Annotated in this window: 20 protein-coding genes; 9 read left to right on the top strand and 11 right to left on the bottom strand. The window is 69.4% G+C overall.

Translation table 11 applies throughout. The features are described from left to right. The first annotated feature begins 1 nt into the window (after position 1). Together SK854_RS08405 and SK854_RS08400 are read left to right on the top strand one after the other, a co-directional pair. Complete coding sequence (locus SK854_RS08405) at positions 2-1075, top strand: class I SAM-dependent methyltransferase (RefSeq protein ID WP_319974432.1); 1074 nt, start codon at positions 2-4, stop codon at positions 1073-1075. Then, positions 1072-3180 (top strand): alpha/beta hydrolase, encoded by a 2109-nt coding sequence (locus SK854_RS08400; RefSeq protein WP_319974431.1) that lies wholly within the window; start codon positions 1072-1074, stop codon positions 3178-3180. Before SK854_RS08405 ends, SK854_RS08400 begins: the two co-directional genes overlap by 4 nt. Before the next feature lie 4 nt (positions 3181-3184). Here SK854_RS08400 and SK854_RS08395 read toward each other — a convergent pair whose 3' ends face one another. The 4 genes from SK854_RS08395 to SK854_RS08380 all read right to left on the bottom strand — a co-directional run bounded on the left by SK854_RS08395 (position 3185) and on the right by SK854_RS08380 (position 5942). Beyond that, the gene (locus SK854_RS08395; protein ID WP_319974430.1) at positions 3185-3592 is read right to left on the bottom strand and encodes an SRPBCC family protein; all 408 of its coding nucleotides are present in this window, start codon (positions 3590-3592) and stop codon (positions 3185-3187) included. Then, positions 3567-4658, bottom strand: a complete 1092-nt coding sequence (locus tag SK854_RS08390; protein WP_319974429.1) for a VanZ family protein — start codon at positions 4656-4658, stop codon at positions 3567-3569. The genes SK854_RS08395 and SK854_RS08390 overlap by 26 nt, the downstream gene beginning before the upstream one ends. 69 nt (positions 4659-4727) lie before the next feature. Further along, the gene (locus SK854_RS08385; RefSeq protein ID WP_319974428.1) at positions 4728-5444 is read right to left on the bottom strand and encodes a spermine/spermidine synthase domain-containing protein; all 717 of its coding nucleotides are present in this window, start codon (positions 5442-5444) and stop codon (positions 4728-4730) included. A 63-nt stretch (positions 5445-5507) separates the two neighbouring features. After that, positions 5508-5942: a cupin domain-containing protein gene (locus tag SK854_RS08380; RefSeq protein ID WP_319974427.1), complete on the bottom strand. Its 435-nt coding sequence runs from the start codon at positions 5940-5942 to the stop codon at positions 5508-5510. 121 nt (positions 5943-6063) lie between these two features. Here SK854_RS08380 and SK854_RS08375 point away from each other — a divergent pair, with 121 nt between their 5' ends. Then, a complete protein-coding gene (locus SK854_RS08375; RefSeq protein WP_319974426.1) occupies positions 6064-6741 on the top strand; it encodes an alpha/beta fold hydrolase in 678 nt (225 codons plus the stop codon). On the opposite strand, the gene SK854_RS08370 is transcribed toward SK854_RS08375, so the two are convergent. Beyond that, positions 6720-7304, bottom strand: a complete 585-nt coding sequence (locus tag SK854_RS08370) for a CGNR zinc finger domain-containing protein (RefSeq protein WP_319974425.1) — start codon at positions 7302-7304, stop codon at positions 6720-6722. The two genes, SK854_RS08375 and SK854_RS08370, sit on opposite strands and share 22 nt — an antisense overlap. 123 nt (positions 7305-7427) lie before the next feature. Between SK854_RS08370 and SK854_RS08365 the strand changes: the two genes are divergently transcribed. The 5 genes from SK854_RS08365 to SK854_RS08345 all read left to right on the top strand — a co-directional run bounded on the left by SK854_RS08365 (position 7428) and on the right by SK854_RS08345 (position 12917). After that, on the top strand, positions 7428-8279 hold the full coding sequence (locus SK854_RS08365) for an alpha/beta fold hydrolase (RefSeq protein WP_319974424.1): 852 nt from the start codon (positions 7428-7430) through the stop codon (positions 8277-8279). Positions 8280-8342: 63 nt separating this feature from the next. Beyond that, a complete protein-coding gene (locus SK854_RS08360) occupies positions 8343-8783 on the top strand; it encodes a hypothetical protein (protein WP_319974423.1) in 441 nt (146 codons plus the stop codon). 304 nt (positions 8784-9087) lie between these two features. Continuing rightward, positions 9088-10293, top strand: a complete 1206-nt coding sequence (locus SK854_RS08355; RefSeq protein ID WP_319974422.1) for a hypothetical protein — start codon at positions 9088-9090, stop codon at positions 10291-10293. Positions 10294-10304: 11 nt separating this feature from the next. After that, complete coding sequence (locus SK854_RS08350; RefSeq protein WP_319974421.1) at positions 10305-12389, top strand: tetratricopeptide repeat protein; 2085 nt, start codon at positions 10305-10307, stop codon at positions 12387-12389. Positions 12390-12398: 9 nt separating this feature from the next. Continuing rightward, positions 12399-12917, top strand: a complete 519-nt coding sequence (locus SK854_RS08345) for a flavin reductase family protein (protein ID WP_319974420.1) — start codon at positions 12399-12401, stop codon at positions 12915-12917. On the opposite strand, the gene SK854_RS08340 is transcribed toward SK854_RS08345, so the two are convergent. The 3 genes from SK854_RS08340 to SK854_RS08330 all read right to left on the bottom strand — a co-directional run bounded on the left by SK854_RS08340 (position 12888) and on the right by SK854_RS08330 (position 14885). Then, positions 12888-13736 (bottom strand): AfsR/SARP family transcriptional regulator, encoded by an 849-nt coding sequence (locus tag SK854_RS08340; protein ID WP_319974419.1) that lies wholly within the window; start codon positions 13734-13736, stop codon positions 12888-12890. The two genes, SK854_RS08345 and SK854_RS08340, sit on opposite strands and share 30 nt — an antisense overlap. Positions 13737-14040: 304 nt before the next feature. Beyond that, entirely contained in the window at positions 14041-14526 is a 486-nt protein-coding gene (locus SK854_RS08335) for a glutathione peroxidase (RefSeq protein ID WP_319974899.1), read from the bottom strand. A gap of 14 nt (positions 14527-14540) precedes the next feature. Beyond that, on the bottom strand, positions 14541-14885 hold the full coding sequence (locus SK854_RS08330) for a hypothetical protein (RefSeq protein ID WP_319974418.1): 345 nt from the start codon (positions 14883-14885) through the stop codon (positions 14541-14543). Positions 14886-14995: 110 nt separating this feature from the next. On the opposite strand from SK854_RS08330, the gene SK854_RS08325 reads away from it, so the two are divergent. Then, positions 14996-15496 (top strand): M15 family metallopeptidase, encoded by a 501-nt coding sequence (locus SK854_RS08325; RefSeq protein WP_319974417.1) that lies wholly within the window; start codon positions 14996-14998, stop codon positions 15494-15496. Here SK854_RS08325 and SK854_RS08320 read toward each other — a convergent pair. The 3 genes from SK854_RS08320 to SK854_RS08310 are packed head-to-tail and all read right to left on the bottom strand — an operon-like array spanning position 15493 to position 17701. Then, complete coding sequence (locus tag SK854_RS08320; RefSeq protein WP_319974416.1) at positions 15493-16347, bottom strand: PaaX family transcriptional regulator; 855 nt, start codon at positions 16345-16347, stop codon at positions 15493-15495. The genes SK854_RS08325 and SK854_RS08320 overlap by 4 nt on opposite strands. A gap of 15 nt (positions 16348-16362) precedes the next feature. Continuing rightward, a complete protein-coding gene (locus tag SK854_RS08315) occupies positions 16363-17226 on the bottom strand; it encodes a fumarylacetoacetate hydrolase family protein (RefSeq protein ID WP_319974415.1) in 864 nt (287 codons plus the stop codon). A gap of 58 nt (positions 17227-17284) precedes the next feature. Continuing rightward, complete coding sequence (locus tag SK854_RS08310) at positions 17285-17701, bottom strand: RidA family protein (RefSeq protein WP_319974414.1); 417 nt, start codon at positions 17699-17701, stop codon at positions 17285-17287. Between the last annotated feature and the right edge of the window lie 19 nt (positions 17702-17720).

Genomic DNA, 17720 nt, shown 5'->3' with positions numbered 1-17720 from the left:
GATGACGACTACAAGACCCGAGGTAGACACCGACAAGCTCATGCAGTTCGTGTTCCGCGCCGTCGACGAGGTGGGCGCCACGCTGAACGCCGCGCTCGTCGTCATGGGCGACAAGCTCGGCTACTACCGCGCGATGGCGTCCGGCGACCCGATCAGCCCCGCCGAACTCGCCGACCGCACCGGCACCGCCGAGCCCTACGCGCGGGAGTGGCTCAACGCCCAGGCGGCCGGCGGCTACGTCACCTACGACCCCGCTACCAGCCGCTACACGCTGCCGATCGAGCACGCGGTGGCGTTGACGGTCGAGGACAGCCCCGCGTTCCTGCCCGGCATGTTCCAGATCGCGCTGGGTACCGTGCACGACGCCGGACGGGTGCTGGACGCGGCCCGCGGCGGCTCCGGGGTCGGCTGGCACGAGCACAACACCGACGTGCATCTCGGCTGCGAGCGGTTCTTCCGGCCGAACTACGCGGCGAACCTGATCGAGGGCTGGCTGCCCGCGCTCGACGGCGTGACCGCCAAACTCCAGGCGGGTGCGAGGGTCGCCGACGTCGGCTGCGGCCACGGCGCATCAACGATCCTGATGGCACAGGCGTTCCCGAAGTCGTTCTTCACCGGGTCGGACTACCACCCCGAGTCGATCGAGATCGCCCGCGAACGGGCGGCGGCCGCCGGAGTCGGCGACCGGGTGACGTTCGAGGTCGCCTCCGCGAAGGAGTTCAGCGGCAGGGACTACGACCTCGTGACCATGTTCGACTGCCTGCACGACATGGGCGACCCGGTCGGCGCGGCACGGCACGTCAGGGACGCGGTGGCGTCCGACGGCACGTGGATGATCGTCGAACCGATGGCGGGCGACCACGTCGAGGACAACCTCAACCCCGTTGGCCGCACCTACTACGGCTTCTCCACGCTGCTGTGCACGCCGGCCTCGCTGTCGCAGGACGTCGGTCTCGCGCTCGGCACCCAGGCCGGGCCCGCGCGCATCCGCGACGTGGCGGTGGCCGGTGGGTTCACCCGGTTCGCCGGAGTGGCCCAGACCCCGTTCAACCAGGTCCTCGAAGTCCGGCCGTGAGAGCCGAGCCGCGCCCGGTGCGCGAGGCAGACCGGACGGGGTTCGCCGAGCGCGCCGGGGTGCGGCTCGCGTTCCGGGTCTACGACAACCCCGGCAGGCCGACGGTGCTGATGATGCCGACGTGGTCGATCGTGCCGTCGAGGTTCTGGAAGGCCCAGGTTCCCTACCTGGCAAGGCACTTCCGGGTGGTCACCTTCGACGGACGCGGGTGCGGCGACTCGGACCGCCCGACCGGCGGAGAGTCCTATGTGGACTCCGAGTTCGCGGCGGACGCGATCGCCGTCCTGGACGCGACGAACACCGAACGGGCCGTGCTCGTCGCGTTGTCGCGCGGGGACGCCTGGTCGGTGCTCGCGGCCGCGCACCACCCCGACCGGGTCACCGGCATCGTCGTGATCGGCCCGGCCAGCGGCTCGCTCATCGGTGCGCAGGCGCAGGAGAAAGCAGCCTGGGAGTCGACCGAGGACGGCATCAAGTACAACCGGCACCACTGGCTGAACGGCGGCTACGACGACTTCGCCGACTGGTTCTTCGCGCGGATGTTCCCCGAACCCCACTCCACCAAGCAGATCGAGGACGCCGTGCGGTGGGCGCACGAGGTCGAGCCCGCCACGCTGGTCGACACGACGATCGGCCGCAACAGTTCCGGCGCCATCGAGGACGACTGCCGCAAGGTCCGGTGCCCGGTGCTGGTGATCCACGGAACCGATGACCGCATCCGTCCGCACGCCATCGGGGAACGCCTCGCCGAGCTGACGGGCGGTTCGCTGGTGCTGCTCGACGACTCCGGGCACGGCGTGCACTCCCGCGATCCGGTGCGGATCAACCTGCTGATCAGGGAGTTCGTCGAGCGCGTGCATCCCGTGGCCCGGCGCACCAGGTCGTCCAGGGCGATCACCAGGCCGCCGCGAGCGCTGTACCTGAGCTCACCGATCGGCCTCGGCCACGCCCGGCGCGATCTCGCCATAGCGTCCGAGCTGCGCAAACTGCATCCGCGCCTGCAGATCGACTGGCTCGCGCAGCACCCGGTCACCGAGGTGCTCGGACCGGCGGGGGAGCGGGTCCACCCGGCGTCCGCGTGGCTGGCGAACGAGTCGTCCCACGTCGAGGACGACGCCGGCGAGCACGACCTGCACGTGTTCGAGGCGTTCCGGCGGCTGGACGCGGTGCTGGTCAACAACTTCATGGTGTTCAACGACGTCCTCGACGCCGAGCCGTACGACCTGGTGATCGGCGACGAGGCCTGGGACGTCGACTACTTCCTGCACGAGAACCCCGCCCTCAAGCGGTTCTCGTTCGCCTGGCTGACGGACTTCGTCGGCTGGCTCCCGATGCCCGACGGCGGCGCCCGCGAGCAACGCCTGACCGCCGACTACAACCTCGACATGATCGAGCAACGAGCCCGCCTGCGCCGCGTGCGCGACCGGTCGGTGTTCGTCGGCAACCCGGACGACGTGATCTCCCTGCCGTTCGGCGAGGGCCTGCCCGCGATTCGCGAGTGGACGGAGCAGAACTTCGACTTCTCCGGCTACGTCACGGGATTCGACCCGCCCGACGAACGCGAGCGCCACGCGTTGCGACGGCAGATCGGCGTCCGCGAGGACGAGAAGCTGTGCGTGGTCACGGTAGGCGGCTCCGGTGTGGGGGAGTCGCTGCTGCGGCGAGTGCTGGACGCCGTGCCCGCTGCGGCGAAACGGGTGCCAGGACTCAAGTTCCTCGTCGTCACCGGACCCCGCATCGATCCGGCGTCGCTGCCGGGCCACCCCGGCGTCGAGATCCGCGGCTATCTCCCGGACCTGCCCCGGCATCTCGCCGCGTGCGACCTGGCGGTGGTGCAGGGCGGCCTGACCACGTGCATGGAACTGACCGCCGCCCGGCGCCCGTTCCTCTTCGTCCCGCTGCGCCACCACTTCGAGCAGAACTTCCACGTCCGGCACCGGCTCGAACGCTACGGAGCGGGCCGGTGCATGACCTACGAGGAGGTCTCCGACCGCGACGTGCTGGCCGCCGCCATCGCCGCGGAGATCGGGCGCGAGACCGCCTACCTCCCAGTCGAGTCGGACGGCGCTGCCCGTGCCGCCGCTCTCCTCGCGGAGCTGCTCTGAGGAGTCAGCCCGGCGAACGGTCGTCGGCGGCCGCGGTCTGGGTGAGCACGGCGACCGTCTGTTCCAGCCCGCGCTGCACCTCGTCGCCCTGTGCCTCCCGCACGCTGTGCAGGCTCACCGTGATCCGCGACCGCCCCGGCGCCACCTCCTCGACCTGGAGCTCGCCGTGGTAGTCGTCGGGACCCTCGGCACCCCACTCCAGGGTCCGCCGCCCGGCGTCCGGACGCACCCACGCCTCGCCCTCGACATGGTGGCCGTGCACCTCGGCCTCCACGTGCACCTGCTCACCGCCCTCGGGCTCGGCCGCGGTCATCTGCGGGAAGTACCGGGGCAGGTTGCGCGGCTCGGCCAGGAAACCGAACAGCGTGTCGGCCGGGATGTCGGCCTCAGCTGTGTGCGTGTACGTCGTCATGGGGCTCCGGGTACCCGGTCTTCCGTTCCGCGAACACGTCCACCGTCCTGGCCGCGTGCTCGTGCCATCCGCGCTGGTCCCGCCGGAACACCGGGACGACGAACGCCCCGCCGACGAACAACGCCACGACGCCCAGGTCCCACCAGCCGATGTCGATCAGCGGGGACACGACCGTCGCGTACGCCACGAAACCGGTGAGGCCGAGCAGTTCGCGCAGCGCGAGCTGAGCAGGGTTGGCACGCGACCCGTCCTGGGAGCGGATCCGGTAGTGCAGCAGGATTCCGCCGATCGTCATCCCGTTCGCCGCGGCCGGCAGCACCACGCGGAACGCCACGAGCACGCAGACGGCCCACAACGGGTCCGAGTGCAGCACGAGCTTCGCGATCACGATCACCAGCACGAGTTCGGAGAGCAGTCCGAGCAGCCTGCGAGGCACGGTGACGGTGTCGATCGGCGCGGCCGACTCGTCCGACGAGGGCACCTTGGGCACGACGAACGCGGCCGGCGCCATCATCCACCCCAGCACGCCGCCGAAGGTGTTGGAGATCAGGTCGTCGATGTCGGCGATCCGGTACGGGCACGGGTAGAAACCGAGGTTGCCGGTGTACTGCACGACCTCGATCGCGAGCGACAGCCCCATGCTGATGGCGATCACGGCGAGCGGCCCCTTGCCGTACGCCTTGCGCAGCACGATGCCCAGCGGGACGAACAACGCCACGTTGAACAGCTGCTGCAGGAACGCCTGCGACCGCACCATCGCCAGGATGCCGGAACGCCCGTTCGCCGCCATGTTGTTGTTCATGTCGGTGACCCACTGGAACGGGACCGTGGACAGCATCTGGTCGCCCGTGCACAGCTTCGCCACGTCGGACGGGAACGGCAGGAAGATCAGCGCCAGCGCGACGACTCCGTAGGCCAGCAGGCCGTACAGCACGAAGGCCCTGCGCGGCTCCACCCGCCGGAACCGGAAGTAGTGCAGCAACACCAGCGGAACGAGCACCATCAACCCGATGCCCACGAACGCCAGGAAACCGGTCCGGGCGGTCTCCCAGTACGACGCCATCATGAGCCGTCCAATGCCCACGAACGGCTGTGGTCAAACCAAGATTCGCGAAGATCGGGCGAATGGCCGCAGTCAGCCGCGCTTCGCGAGGTAGACGGTGTTCGTCGAGTCGCGACCCTGAATCGGGTTGGGGAAGCTGACGACCTCGGCCCGCACGTCGGTGAAGACCGTCGCGAGAGTGGCGACGTACTCGTCCTCGGGCGGGTCGTTGGACCACAACGCGAACACCCCGCCAGGACTGAGCAGGTCGCTGATCCGCCGCACGCCTTCAGGTTCGTAGAAGTCCGCGTTGGACGGGTGCAGCAGGTGACGCGGCGAGTGGTCGATGTCGACGACGACGGCGTCGAACAGCCTGCCGGGCGCCGTGGGGTCGAAGCCCAGCCCGGACCGGGTCAGCTCGAAGAAGTCACCGTGGACGAGCCGGCAACGCTCGTCGGCCGCCAGCGTCTTCCCGGCGGGGATGAGGCCCTGCTGATGCCATTCGATCACCTCGTTGAGGGCGTCGACGACCAGCAGCGAGCCGACCCGCGGGTCTTCGAGCACCGTCTGCGCCGTGTAGCCGAGTCCGAGGCCGCCCACGACCACGTTCAGGTCGTCCCCAGGCAGTTCCGCGAGTGCGAGGTGGGCCAGTTCGACCTCGGCGACGACGAAGAGGCTGGACATCAGGAACTCGTCGTTGAGCTTGATCTCGTGGATCTCCCTGCCGCTGCCGGGATCGAGCCGGCGGCGGAGGGTGAGCTCACCGAGCGGGGTCTGGCGGTAGTCGAGTTCCTGGAACCGAGCACTCATGCGACGGCACGGTACCCCGTGGACCGGGACCCGATCGGGTCAGTGCCGCTCGTCGCCGGGACGTTACTCGAAGGAGCAGCCGGGGTTCGGCGTGCTGACCGCCAACGGCTCTCCTGCCGGGTTCTCGTAGAACACGGTCAGCACCAGCGGGGCGTCCGTGAGGTTTCGTCCGATGTGGACGTACCCGGTGCCGCTGCGCTCGCTGATGAACTGACCCGGCCGGTACACGCCGTCCACCGAGCAGTCGGCGTCGTGGTGGGTCAGCACGCCCTTGGTGACCACGCCTCGCACCGGGCCGGGGTGGTAGTGCCAGCCCGTGGCACCGCCCGGTGCGATGGTGATCTCCCTGATCACGTACTGGGTGTCGCCCACCGTCTGGTCGAAGATCGTGACGGCGCTGACCCCGTGCCCCGGCGTCGCGCCCGCGACGGCCGGTGACGCGGCGGCCGACAGGCCGACGACGGCCGCGATCAGGGCGAGCCGGCTGATCGTCCGCATGTGCGTCTCCTCAAGGATGCGGTGGCGGCACCCGCTCCGCCAGCGTGATCGATTTTAGCCAGGTCTTGCTCGGCGTGAGGCGTGCCCGTGAGAGGATTCCGGCTTCCTGGCGGGAGAACTGATGCTCTTACCTGACATCCTTCTTGTTCACGGCGCGTGGCACGGTTCGTGGTGCTGGGAGCTCGTGATCGAGGAACTGCGGCGCCTCGGCCGCACCGCGCACACCGTCGACCTGCCCAGCTCGGGCTCGCCCGCCGGGCTGCACGAGGACGCGGAGGCCATCCGGCACGCGATCGCCGAGATCGACCGGCCGGTCGCAGTGGTCGGGCACTCCTACGGCGGCTTCCCGGTCACCGAGGCGACGGCGGGCTCGGCCTTCGTGACGCGCCTGGTCTACCTGGCGGCGTGGATGCTCGAAGCGGGCACGTCGATCAGTGAAGCGGCGGGCATGCCACCGTTCGAGACGGAGCTGATCGCTCCGCCGGCCGACGCCCTCGCCGAGTTCTACGGCGACGTCGATCCCGAGATGGCCGAGCGTGCCGTCGCGATGCTGCGACCGCAGAGCGCCCGAGTCGCCACGGACCGGCTCAGGGCCGCCGGCTGGCTCACGATCCCGTCCACGTATCTGGTGTGCGACAACGACAAGACGATGCCGCCCGCGGTGCAGGAGGAGCTGGCCGCCCGCGCGTCGGTGGTGCATCACCTGCCGACGTCGCACTCGCCGTTCCTGTCCATGCCCGGCCCGCTCGCCGAGCTGTTGCACCAGATCACGAAGGATCAGGCGCGCGTGCGCTCGTAGTGCCGCGCGACCCGGGACCGGTTGCCGCACACGTTGGCGGCGCACCAGACCCGGCGCTTGTTCTCCGCCAGGAACACCATGGAGCAGGCCGGGTTGCCGCACGCGCGCAGCTTCTCCAGCTGCACGGGGTCGGCCAGCAGCCGGATCGCCTCTCCCGCGATCGCGGCCAGCGCCGGATGGCCGTTGTAGTCGTCGTGCCACCGGATCCCGGCTCGTGCCTCGCTGCCCCAGCCGTCGAGCCTGGGGCTGGTGGGTACCGCGGCGGCGACGGCGTTGAGGTCCGCGATCAGCGCTGGATCCGGCGTGCGCCGGGTCAGGTGGGCGTCGAACAGGTCCTGGAGCACCGAACGCAGCCGGCGGGTCGCGCTCATCGCCGGTGGCGGTGCGGCGGGCAGCCGGTCTGCCTGCAGCGCCCACCACTTCGCGTGGTCGGCCTCGTCCGCGAGGAAGTCCCTGACCGGGTCGAGGCACAACGCCTGAGTGTCCACCAGGTCGAGCGCGACGAGCGGCTCGGCACCCATGGGGAAGCCCGCCGACTGGAACTCGGACAGTGTCGTGGCCACGCCTCTCCTAATGGTTGAAGCAACGGTTGAGACGTTAGCAGATTCTCGCCGTAGACGCTTGCGGCGGCGAACCTAACGCGTATACGGTCGTTCTATCCATTAGAACGAATCGAGGAGAACGACATGCCCGCGATCCGCCACCACCACGTCGAGGTCGACGGCCTGAAGGTGTTCGTCCGCGAGGCCGGTGACGCGAGCAGGCCCACCCTGGTCCTGCTGCCCGGCTACCCGTCGAGCACCCGTGCCTACGTGCGGTTGATCGACCGCCTCGCCGCCGACTGGCACACCGTCGCGATCGACTACCCCGGCTTCGGCTCGTCCGACCCGCTGCCGGAGAGCCCGACGTTCGACCGGCTGGCCGAGGTCACCGGCAAGGTCATCGACCTGCTCGGCATCGGTGACTACGCGGTCTACATGTTCGACTTCGGCGCACCGGTGGGCTTCCGGATCGCTCTGGAGCACGACCAGCGCGTGAAGGCCGTGATCACGCAGAACGGCAACGCCTACGTCGAAGGGTTCGGCCCCGACGTCGAGGGGCTGAACGGCTGGTGGAGCGACAAGGCCAAGCACCAGGACACCGTCGACTGGGTCGTCAGCCTCGCGGGCACGCGGCACCAGTGGCTCACGGGCGCGAGGAACCCCGAGCACATCGACCCGGAGCAGGCGCTGGCCGACCAGGCCGTCATCGACCTGCCGGGCCGCGCCGAGTACATGAAGTCCCTGCTGTGGGACTACCAGACCAACCCCGTCCGCTACCCGTCCTGGCAGGCGTGGCTGCGCGAACGGCAGCCGAACGTTCTCGCCATCTGGGGCCGCAACGACACGTTCTTCATCGCTCCCGGCGCCGAGGCCTACCGCCGCGACGTGCCCTCCGCCGAGGTCGTGCTGCTCGACACCGGTCACTTCGCGCTGGAGGAGGCGGCCGACGAGATCGCCGCGCACGTGAACACGGTGCTGGCGAAGACATTCGCCTGACCTGACGCTGCCGGTATCCACTGACCTCGCGATTCCAGAAAGAAGCTGACCGCGGCTCTCGCCGTGGCGGGGGCGGCTCTGCTGGGCCTGGCGGCACCGGCGTCAGCGGGAATCCAGGAGGCCCCGTACTGCCAGAACGACAGGGGCATCCAGACCGTGGTGGACACCGGGCCGATCAAATCCATCTCGACCGGCACGCGCGTCGGCACCATCTTCCTCTGCAAGGAAGGCAGCCTGTACTTCGCGTTCCCGTACTACTACGCGACCATGGGCGCGAATCAGACGGCGCAGGGCTGGATCAAGCGCTATGACAACGGATCCTGGGTCGGCGAACTCAACTGCGACCAGGAGCCCGGCGGCAACCAGCGCATCAAGCTGGGTGAGCGTCGCTGCTGGACCCCGAACCTGAACGGCGACGCCACCAGGTACACGTTCCGCGCGGTGACCGAGCAGTACAGCGGCAACAACCTGATCGCTCGTGGCGCGACGGCCATCGGGCGCTGATTCGAGCAATACTGCCCATTCGTTTTTCAGTGCTCAGGCAGGGCCAATCGATTTTGGAGCGCTCTTGGAGCTTTCTTGGAGTGCGCGGGCAGACTCCTCGATGTCAGTTGCACATCGGAGGGAGGAGCACTCATGGAGAAGACCAAGGCCAAGATGAAGCGAATCACCATTCGCAAGGTGGGCCCGGTTCGCCTCACGGCGGCCGCCTGCTCGCAGTACAACGTCAAGCCGGTCTAAGGCGCGACGCGGATGCGCTGGGCTCCCGAGGCCCAGCGCATCCGGCCTGACGCCGGGGAGGAACGTCGTGACCGAGATCGATCTGGACCGGCCGGTGCCATTGCATCCGCTGGTGTTCCTGGAAGACGGCGCCGAGGTGACGATCGGTCGCCCCGACGTCGACTCGTACGGCATCTTCCCCGGTGAGGGCGCCGCGCTCGTGCGCAGGCTGGTCGACGGCGACACCCCGCGCGAGGCCGCCGAATGGTTCGAGCGCGAATACGGGGAAGAAGTCGACATCGAGGACATCGTCGCCGGACTGGACGAGCTCGACCTCATTCGCAAATCCGGTGAAGTCGCCGCTGAGACGGCGCCGGTGCGTTTCAGTGGACTCGGCGCCGCGTTGTTCTCGCCGGTGGCCTGGTTCGTGTACGCGGGTGTGGCCGTCTGGGGATTGTTCGCGATGGTGTTCAACGCGGACCTGCGGCCGACTTATCACAACATCTTCTTCTCCGACTATTACATGGTCATCCAGGTCGGACTGTTCCTCGCCGCGATTCCCCTTCTTTTCCTGCACGAGTCCTTTCACGCGCTGGCGGGACGCCGGCTCGGCGTCAGGTCGAGGCTGCGCATCGGGCGGCGGCTCTACTTCATCGTGCTGGAGACCTCGCTCGACGGGCTCGTGGCGGTGCCGCGCCGCCAGCGCTACCTGCCGATCGTCGCGGGGCTGCTGGCCGACGTCCTCGGGATCGCCGCGTGCACCATCGCCGCCGACCTGACCCGGCACGCGGACGGCACGCTGTCGGGTCCCGGGCGGTTCCTCCTGGCCGTCGCGTTCGCCGCGCTGCTCCGGGTCATCTGGCAGTTCTTCCTCTACCTGCGCACGGACATCTACGTGCTCGTGAGCACGGTGCTCGGCTGCGTCGACCTGCACGGGGCCGCGCTCCTGATGGTCCGCAACAGGTTCCGGCGGCTGTTCGGGAAGCCGGAGACGGACGAGTCGGCGCTGCACCCGGTCGACCGCAAGGTGGCGCGCTGGTACTCGTGGCTCGTCGTCGTCGGCTACACGGCCAGCCTCACGACGTTCGTGCTCGCCGGCGCTCCCGTGCTCTACCGGTTCGTCACCGGCGTCATCGGGCGGCTCACGGGGGACGGGGTGCCCACGGCCCAGCTGCTCGACTCGATCGTCTTCGGCGGCGTGGCGATCGCGCAGTGCGCAGTGCTCGGCTGGCTCATGGTCCGGGAACGCGTGCGGGCACGCCGGGACCGTCGTCTGCACCACGTCATTCACTGAAAGGACGCACCATGGACAGCCGCTACTGGATCCGCGCCGACCGGCGGCGCGACCGGGCACACGCCCTCGCCGCACTGGAACTGCCGCCGATCTGGGCAGTCCTCGACGCCCACCGGCGGCTGCGCGGACCGTACACGGCTGCGGGGTCGCTGCTCCGCCAGATCGCCGGCGACCTGCTGGAACGGTGCCCGGAACTGGGGGAGCGGCACAACATCGAGCTCCTCACGACCACGCCGGAACTCGCGGGCCGGGTGCCCAGTGCCTGGCACACGCTCGAATGGGCCGTGCAGGACAGCGAACGCACCCGTTACTACTCGCGGCTGCACACCCGCAACATCGCGAACGGCCTGGCGGAACTGCTGCGCGACTACCTCACCGCCCTGGGCGGCGGTCCGCGCACCCTCGTGATCGAGAACGCGCACGAGGCAGACGCGTCCGACCAGGAGTTCATCGCGGTCCTGTTGCGCCGCAGTGACATCCCGGACCTCACCGTCGTCGTGGGCACGAGCCGCGCACCGCTGGCCGACCCGCTCGGCGAGATCGACGTGTCGCTGGCGCAGACGATCGCCGCGCACGCTCAGGTCGTCGAAGCCGAGCCGGTCGCGGAGAAGTCCCTCGAAGGTGACCTCGCACAGGCCTATGTGGACAGTGACGGCACCGCTGACGACCCGCGCGTGCTCGCCGCCTACCTCGAACTGTCGGCCGAGGCCCGCGCCGTGCTGCACGACGCCCGAGCCGGGAAGCTCGCGGCGTCCGAGGAGTTCTCGTTGCACCTCGGCGCGATCCCGTACCACCTGGAGCACGGCAGCGACCCCGCCGGAGCGGGCGCGAAGGCGTTGCGCGTCGCGCTGGACCACTGCCACAAGGTCGGGCTCTACCAGGCCGCGGCGGACCACGGCCTGCGCGGGCGGGCGGCCGCCGATCGGGAGACCGACCCCGACCTGTGGTGGCACCTCACGTTCCAGACCGGCATCGTGCTGGCGGCCGTCGGACGCGCCGCCGAGGCCGAGACGCTCTACGTCGAGGGACGTGCCGCCTCCACGGACGCGGCCATCCACCTCGAACTGGCCTACTCCACGGCGATGCTGCACGCGCGGCACTACTCGGAGGCCGAGCGCGACTACGTGCGGGCGCGGGCGTGGATGAACCTGGCGATCGCGATCGCGTCCCAGCTCACCGACCCGAAGAAGGAAGCCTTCCAGTCCGTCTTCACCCGCAACGGGCTGGCGCTGGTCGAGGTGCGCGAGCAGAAGCCAGAGGTGGCGCTCGCCCTGGTCAACGACGGCATGGCCAGGCTGGACCGCGACCTCGAACCGGACGAGCACGTGCTGCACCGCCTGGTGCTGCGCTACAACCGGGCGCAGGTCTACGGCGCCATGGGCCGCCTGGACGACGCGCTCGCCGACTACAGCTACGTCCTCGAACGGGATCCGAACTTCCCCGAGCACCACTTCAACGTCGGCAACGTGCTGCGCAGACTCGGCCGCGACGAGGAGGCGATCGAGGCGTACCGCGAGGCACTGCGCCTCTCGCCGCCGTTCCCCGAGGCGTACTACAACATCGGCGACGCACGACTCGCGCTCGGCGACGTCGAGGGCGCGATGACCGACTTCAGCTACGTCATCGAACTGGACCCGCGGCACGTGGACGCCAGGATCAACCGCGCCGGGTACCTGCTCGCCGGTGGTGACGTCGAGGGGGCGTGGCGCGATGTCGCCGCCGCTCTGGAACTGGCGCCGAACAACGCACTCTTGTTGTGCCTCAAGGGCCAGTTGCTGGTCGAACAGGACGAGTACACGGCCGCGTCCGAGGCGTTGGCGGAAGCGGTGCAGCGAAACGACCGGCTCGCGGAGGCGTGGGCGATCCGCGGCACGATCGCGGTGGCCTCCGGCGAACTGACCGACGCGATCAGCTACCTGAGCCGGGCCATCACACTCGACGACAACCCGGAATCCCGCTACAACCGCGCCGTCGCGTACGAGGAGTCCGGCGAGCTCGATGCCGCGATCCTCGACTACGACGCGGTGCTCGCGGTGACCGACGACGAGGACGCCCGGCAGCGCAGGGAACTCTGCGCCGCGGCGTCGGCCAGCTAGGAGAACGCCGTGACAGCAACGGAGAACGTGGCCGCCGCACCACCGGCGGCCACGTTCACCGACGCCATGAGCCGGCTGGTCTCCGGACTCGCCGTGGTCACCACGCGTCAGTCGGGCGGCCGGCCGTGCGGACTGCTCGTGTCCTCGATCTGTTCGTACAGCGTCGATCCGCCCTCCGTGCTGGTGGTGGTCGACCACGCTTCTCGTTGCCGCGAGCCGTTGACGCACTGCGCGGAGTTCGGCGTGCACGTGCTCGGCAGCGCCCAGGAACGCACCGCGCGGACGTTCGCGAGCCGTGGCGCGGACAAGTTCGCCGACATCGCCTGGGAGTGGGACGGAGCCGTGCCGAGGCTATGTGCGGCGCCGATCTACTTGCGCTGCAACGTCGCCGCGATGTTCGATCACGGCGACCACACGATCCTGATCGGTGAGGTCACCCGCACCGAGGTGAGGGAGGCCGAGCCGCTCGTCTTCTACCGCCGCCTGTTCGACTGGCGGCTAAGGGGAAACGGTGTGCGCCAGCTGTAGTCCGGTGAGCACCCGTTCGTGCCGGTGGCCCCGGTCGAACGGGTCTTCTCCGTTGAGGATGAGCTGGTGCATCGCCCGGAGCCGGGGCCCTGGCTCGATTCCGGCCTGGCTCGACAGCAGCCGGTACGCCCTGGCGTAGGCCGTCAACGCGTCGGCGCGGCGTTCGGCCTGGCACAGCGCGAGCATCAGCTGCTCGTGAAACCGTTCCCACAAAGGGTATGTGCGGCACAGCTCTTCGAGGTCGAACACCGCCAGATGCCCGTCACCGTTGCAGAGCATGACGTCGAACCTGTTGCGAAGCACCTCCAGGTACTCCCGTTCCAGCCGCGAGATGTCGAGGTCGAACATCCCCGTCTCGCGCAGGTCCGCCAGCGGAGCACCACGCCACAGGCCCACCGCCACGGCGAACGTCTCCCGTGCCCGCGCGCAGTCGCCGGCCGCCATCGCCACCTGGCCCTGTTTCGCCAGCTCCCGGAACCTGGTCAGGTCGAGCTGATGCGGTTCAAGGCAAAGGATGTAACCGGAAGGCCGCGTGTTCAGGACGGGATGCGACGTTCGCGAACTCACCCAGCTCGGCGTGAGCACTCGCCGCACCGCCGTCACGTAACCGTGCAGCGCGGCGACGGCCGACCTCGGCGCACCCCGCGTCCACAGCTGGTCCACGATGCGGCTGGTCGGCACGAACTCGTTGGCGTGCAGGGCGAGCAGAGCGAGCAACGCCCGTTGCTTCAGCGCCGTCGGCGTGCACCGGCGGTTGCCTCGCGACACTTCGAACGTACCGAGAACCCGGAACTGCGGCGGTTCGTCTCCCGGTGCCACGTGAACGCCACCTCCCGGTATGTCCGACTCCGAGAGTGTTCACCAGCCGACGGTCTTTGAGGTAGTGCTCGCACCGAAACTGCCGGTCCGACCTATGTCGCGGTGGACCAGGTGATGGGTAGCGAGTCGACAGCGCGGGGGATCCCTTTCCTGGCAACGGAGACCGAGTGCTCCGCCGAACGCCGTGGCGGCCGTCGGATCCCGCCGAACCGGCGACGGCTCGGCAGGATTCCACTGTGGACGGCCACGCCGGACCGGCGCGGTCCTGCCCGGCGCCGGTCTCCAGAAGGATCGAGGCTCCCGCCTAACGCAGGGCTGCCTCGATCGCCTCGGTGATTGAGGCGTCCTCGGGCTCGGTGCGCGGGCGGAACCGGGCGAGGACCTGCCCGTCCCGCGAGACGAGGAACTTCTCGAAGTTCCACTGCACGTCACCGGCGGTGCCGTCGGCGTCGGCGTGCTTCGTGAGCTCCTGGTAGACGGCGTGCTGACCGGGGCCGTTGACCTCGATCTTCTCGTACAGGGGGAACGACACCCCGTAGGTGGCCGAGCAGAACGTGGCGATCTCTTCGGACGTGCCCGGCTCCTGGCCCATGAACTGGTTGCACGGGAAGCCGACCACGGAGAAACCTTCGGTCCCGTACTTCTCCTGCAGCCGCTCCAGGCCCGCGTACTGCGGGGTGAGGCCGCACTTCGAGGCGACGTTGACGACGAGCGTCACCTTGCCCCGCAACGCGCTCAGGTCGCCGGGCTCACCTGCGAGAGTGTGGACCGGGATGTCGTAGATCTCCATGCCACCAACGTAGTTCATGTCTTCTTGGGGCCGGGAGCGGGCACGATCCGCGCGCTCACCGAGGGCGGGGGAGCGGCGAGCCCCGGTCCGCCTGCGTCTACCCAGTCGATCACGCCCCGCACCGCGTCGTCGTCCAGCACGGACCCGACCCACACCGGCTTGGCCCCCGCGCCCCGTGCGGCGGGGCTGGGCTGCACGACGACCACGTTCGACACCTCGCACGCGTCCAGGCAGTCGGCGACCCGCACGTCCGCGAGCTTCGCGCGCAGCGCCTGGAGCTGGCGGTCGTGGTCGACCTCGGGGTGCTTGCGCTCGGTACCGCAGCAGCATCCCCGGCAGACGGTGATCCGTGACGTCATGATCACCGTTCTACCCAGTCGGCGGTTCGTTGCACAACGAGCACATTCCGCTGGCCGTCCGGCGACATCGCTGCGCCAGAGTCGAAGTCGTGGCTGGTAAAGGAAGTTGGATGGCGCTCCTGCTCGTGATGGTGACGGCCTGCACACCCGCTGGACCGAGGTCCACGAGCGCGCAGGTGCGGGTGACCGAGGACGGCAGCATCCCGAAGAACGAGAGCATCTCGCTGGACGACGGCAGGCACGCCGCCATCGCGAACCTCGACCCCGAGCTGCTGACGGCGATGCGGAAGGCCGCGGCGGACGCGAAGCTCGCCGGGGTGGAGCTGAGGGTGACGTCGGGCTGGCGCAGCGCGGAGTACCAGCAGCGGCTGCTGGACGAGGCCGTCGAGCTGTACCGCAGCGAGGAGGAGGCCCGGCGGTGGGTGCTCCCGCCGGAGAAGTCGGCGCACGTCACGGGCAAGGCGATCGACATCGGACCGACGAACGCCGATGACTGGCTCATCCAGCACGGTGCGGACTACGGGCTGTGCCAGGCCTACGCCAACGAGATGTGGCACTTCGAGCTGCTCACGACACCGGGCGGCCAGTGCCCGCAGCCGCAGTCCACCTAGCGCCCGTGGATGACGGCCAGGGCGTGCTCACGGGCCGGTGCGCTCAAAGTGGTGTTGAGCTGCTCGAACAGGGCTTCCGCGGTCACCCCGTTCCAGCCGGGAGGCAGCAGCGACAGGGGGAGACCGGGGTCGCTGTAGGGCAGCCGCCGCCACGCGGTCAGCATCGGGACGTACGTCTGGAAGGCCTGCTCCGGTGACAGCACCCCGGCGTCGAGAACGGGCCGGTGACGGCGCAGGAAGTCCGCGTACAGGTCGGTCAGCTCGTCGAGGTCCCACCAGGCGCGCACCTTCGAGCGCAGGTCGCCGAACGCGAAGTGGTGGCCGCTGAAGATGTCCACGTACTCGGACAACCCGCGGCGTTCGAGGGTGCGGCGGGTCTCGGTGGCGAGGTTGCCGGGTGCGATCCACACGCCGGGCGCCGTGGTGCCGAAGCCCAGCTGGGTGAGGCTGGTGCGCAGGGCGTGGCGCTTCTCGCGTTCGGACTCGGGCACGGAGAACACGACCACGAGCCAGCCGTCCTCGGCGGTCGCGCGGCGGCGTTCGAAGATCCGGGTGTCACCCTCGGCCAGCGTTTCCAGGGTGGCTTCGGCGAGGGCGTAGCCGGCGCCGTCGCGGCGTTCGGCGCGGACCACGCCACGGCGCTTGAGGCGGGAGATCGACGAGCGCGCGGCCTGGCCCTCGACGCCGAGGTCGGCCATGAGCTGCACGACGGACGCCACGGACAGCCAGTTGTGCTCGCCGCGCGCGTAGAGGCCGAAGATCGTGATGATGAGCGGGCCGAGCCGGTCGCGCCCGGCGGGAGCCGCGGCTTCCACGGTCATGTCCGCGACGTTCAGTGCCCTCTCCCTCATCTCGATCAACCGAGCTTAACGCGCGCCGAGATCGGTCAGCGTGACGGTGTTGCGCAGCTCGCCGAGGCCGCTGACCCGCGTCACGACGACGTCGCCGGCGCGCAGGAAGAGTTGCGGCTCGCGGGCGTTGCCGACGCCGCTGGGCGTGCCGGTCAGGATCACGTCCCCGGCGCGCAGGGTCATGCCGTGGCTGAGCTCGGCGATGATCTGCGCGAACGAGAACGCCATCTGCGCACTGGTCGCGTCCTGCAGCAGCACGCCGTTGACCTCGCACTGCACCCGGAACCCTCCGAGGTCGTGGATCTCGTCGACGGTGGTCAGCCACGGCCCGAGCGGCATGGTGGCGTCGAGGCTCTTGCCCTTGAGCCACTGGCCGCCGTGCGCGCGTTGCAGGTCGCGCTGCGAGACGTCGTTGGCGACGAGGAAGCCGAACACGTGGTCCAGCGCCTTCTCCTCCGGGATCGACCGGCCGTCGCGCCCGATGACCATCGCGATCTCGGCCTCGTAGTCCCACTTCTGCGACAACGCGGGGTCGTAGGCGATGCCGTCGGACGGTCCGATGACCGTGTCCGGGCCCTTGGTGAAGAACGTGGGGCGCAGCGGCCGTTCCACTGGATCCTGCCCCTCGCGCCTGCCCGTGGACTCCTCGAAGTGGTCCCAGTAGTTCCAGCCGGTGCACAGGATGTCGCGGTTGAAGCGGTGCAACGGCGACTCCAGCCGGACCGATGCCAACGGCAGCACCTCGGCGCCGGACACGTCGGCCTCCGCCCCGCGCACGATGTCGTCGACCGTGGTGGACAGCACCGAGACGAGACGTCTCGTCTCGTCGACGACCGCGGCGCGCCGCACGCCGCCGACGGTCACTGAAGCCAGCTTCACCCGCGAACCTCCCTGAATATCGCGTTCATGTTTCGTAGATCATGAAAACGCTATCGATTCAGCTGGGCCTGACCAGCCGATCCTCCGGGATCACGGCCACGCCGAGGATCTCGATGAGCGCCTCCGGCTGCCACAACGCCGTGCAGCCGATGCCCGCCATGGCCGGGTAGACGGGGCCGGCGAGCTCGCGCCACACCTTGCCGATCTCCCTGCCGTGCGCCTGGTAGTCCGGGATGTCGGTGAGGTAGATCGTGATGCTGACCAGGTCTTCCGGCTCGCCACCCGCCTCCCGCAACGTCGTCAGCACGTTGCCGAACGCCTGGCGGAACTGCTCGACGATGCCGCCGGGAACGATCTTCATGTCGGCGTCGAGAGCGGTCTGCCCGCCCAGGTGAAGGGTGTTTCCGGCGAGTGTTCCGTGGGAGTACCCGCTCGGGGCGGGCAGGCTGGCCGGGTTCACTGCTACGGGCCTCATGCGTATTGACAATATCTGA

The sequence above is a fragment of the Lentzea sokolovensis genome (assembly GCF_033949975.1).
Lineage (GTDB): Bacteria > Actinomycetota > Actinomycetes > Mycobacteriales > Pseudonocardiaceae > Lentzea > Lentzea sokolovensis.
This window is presented reverse-complemented; position numbering and strand designations above follow the sequence as displayed.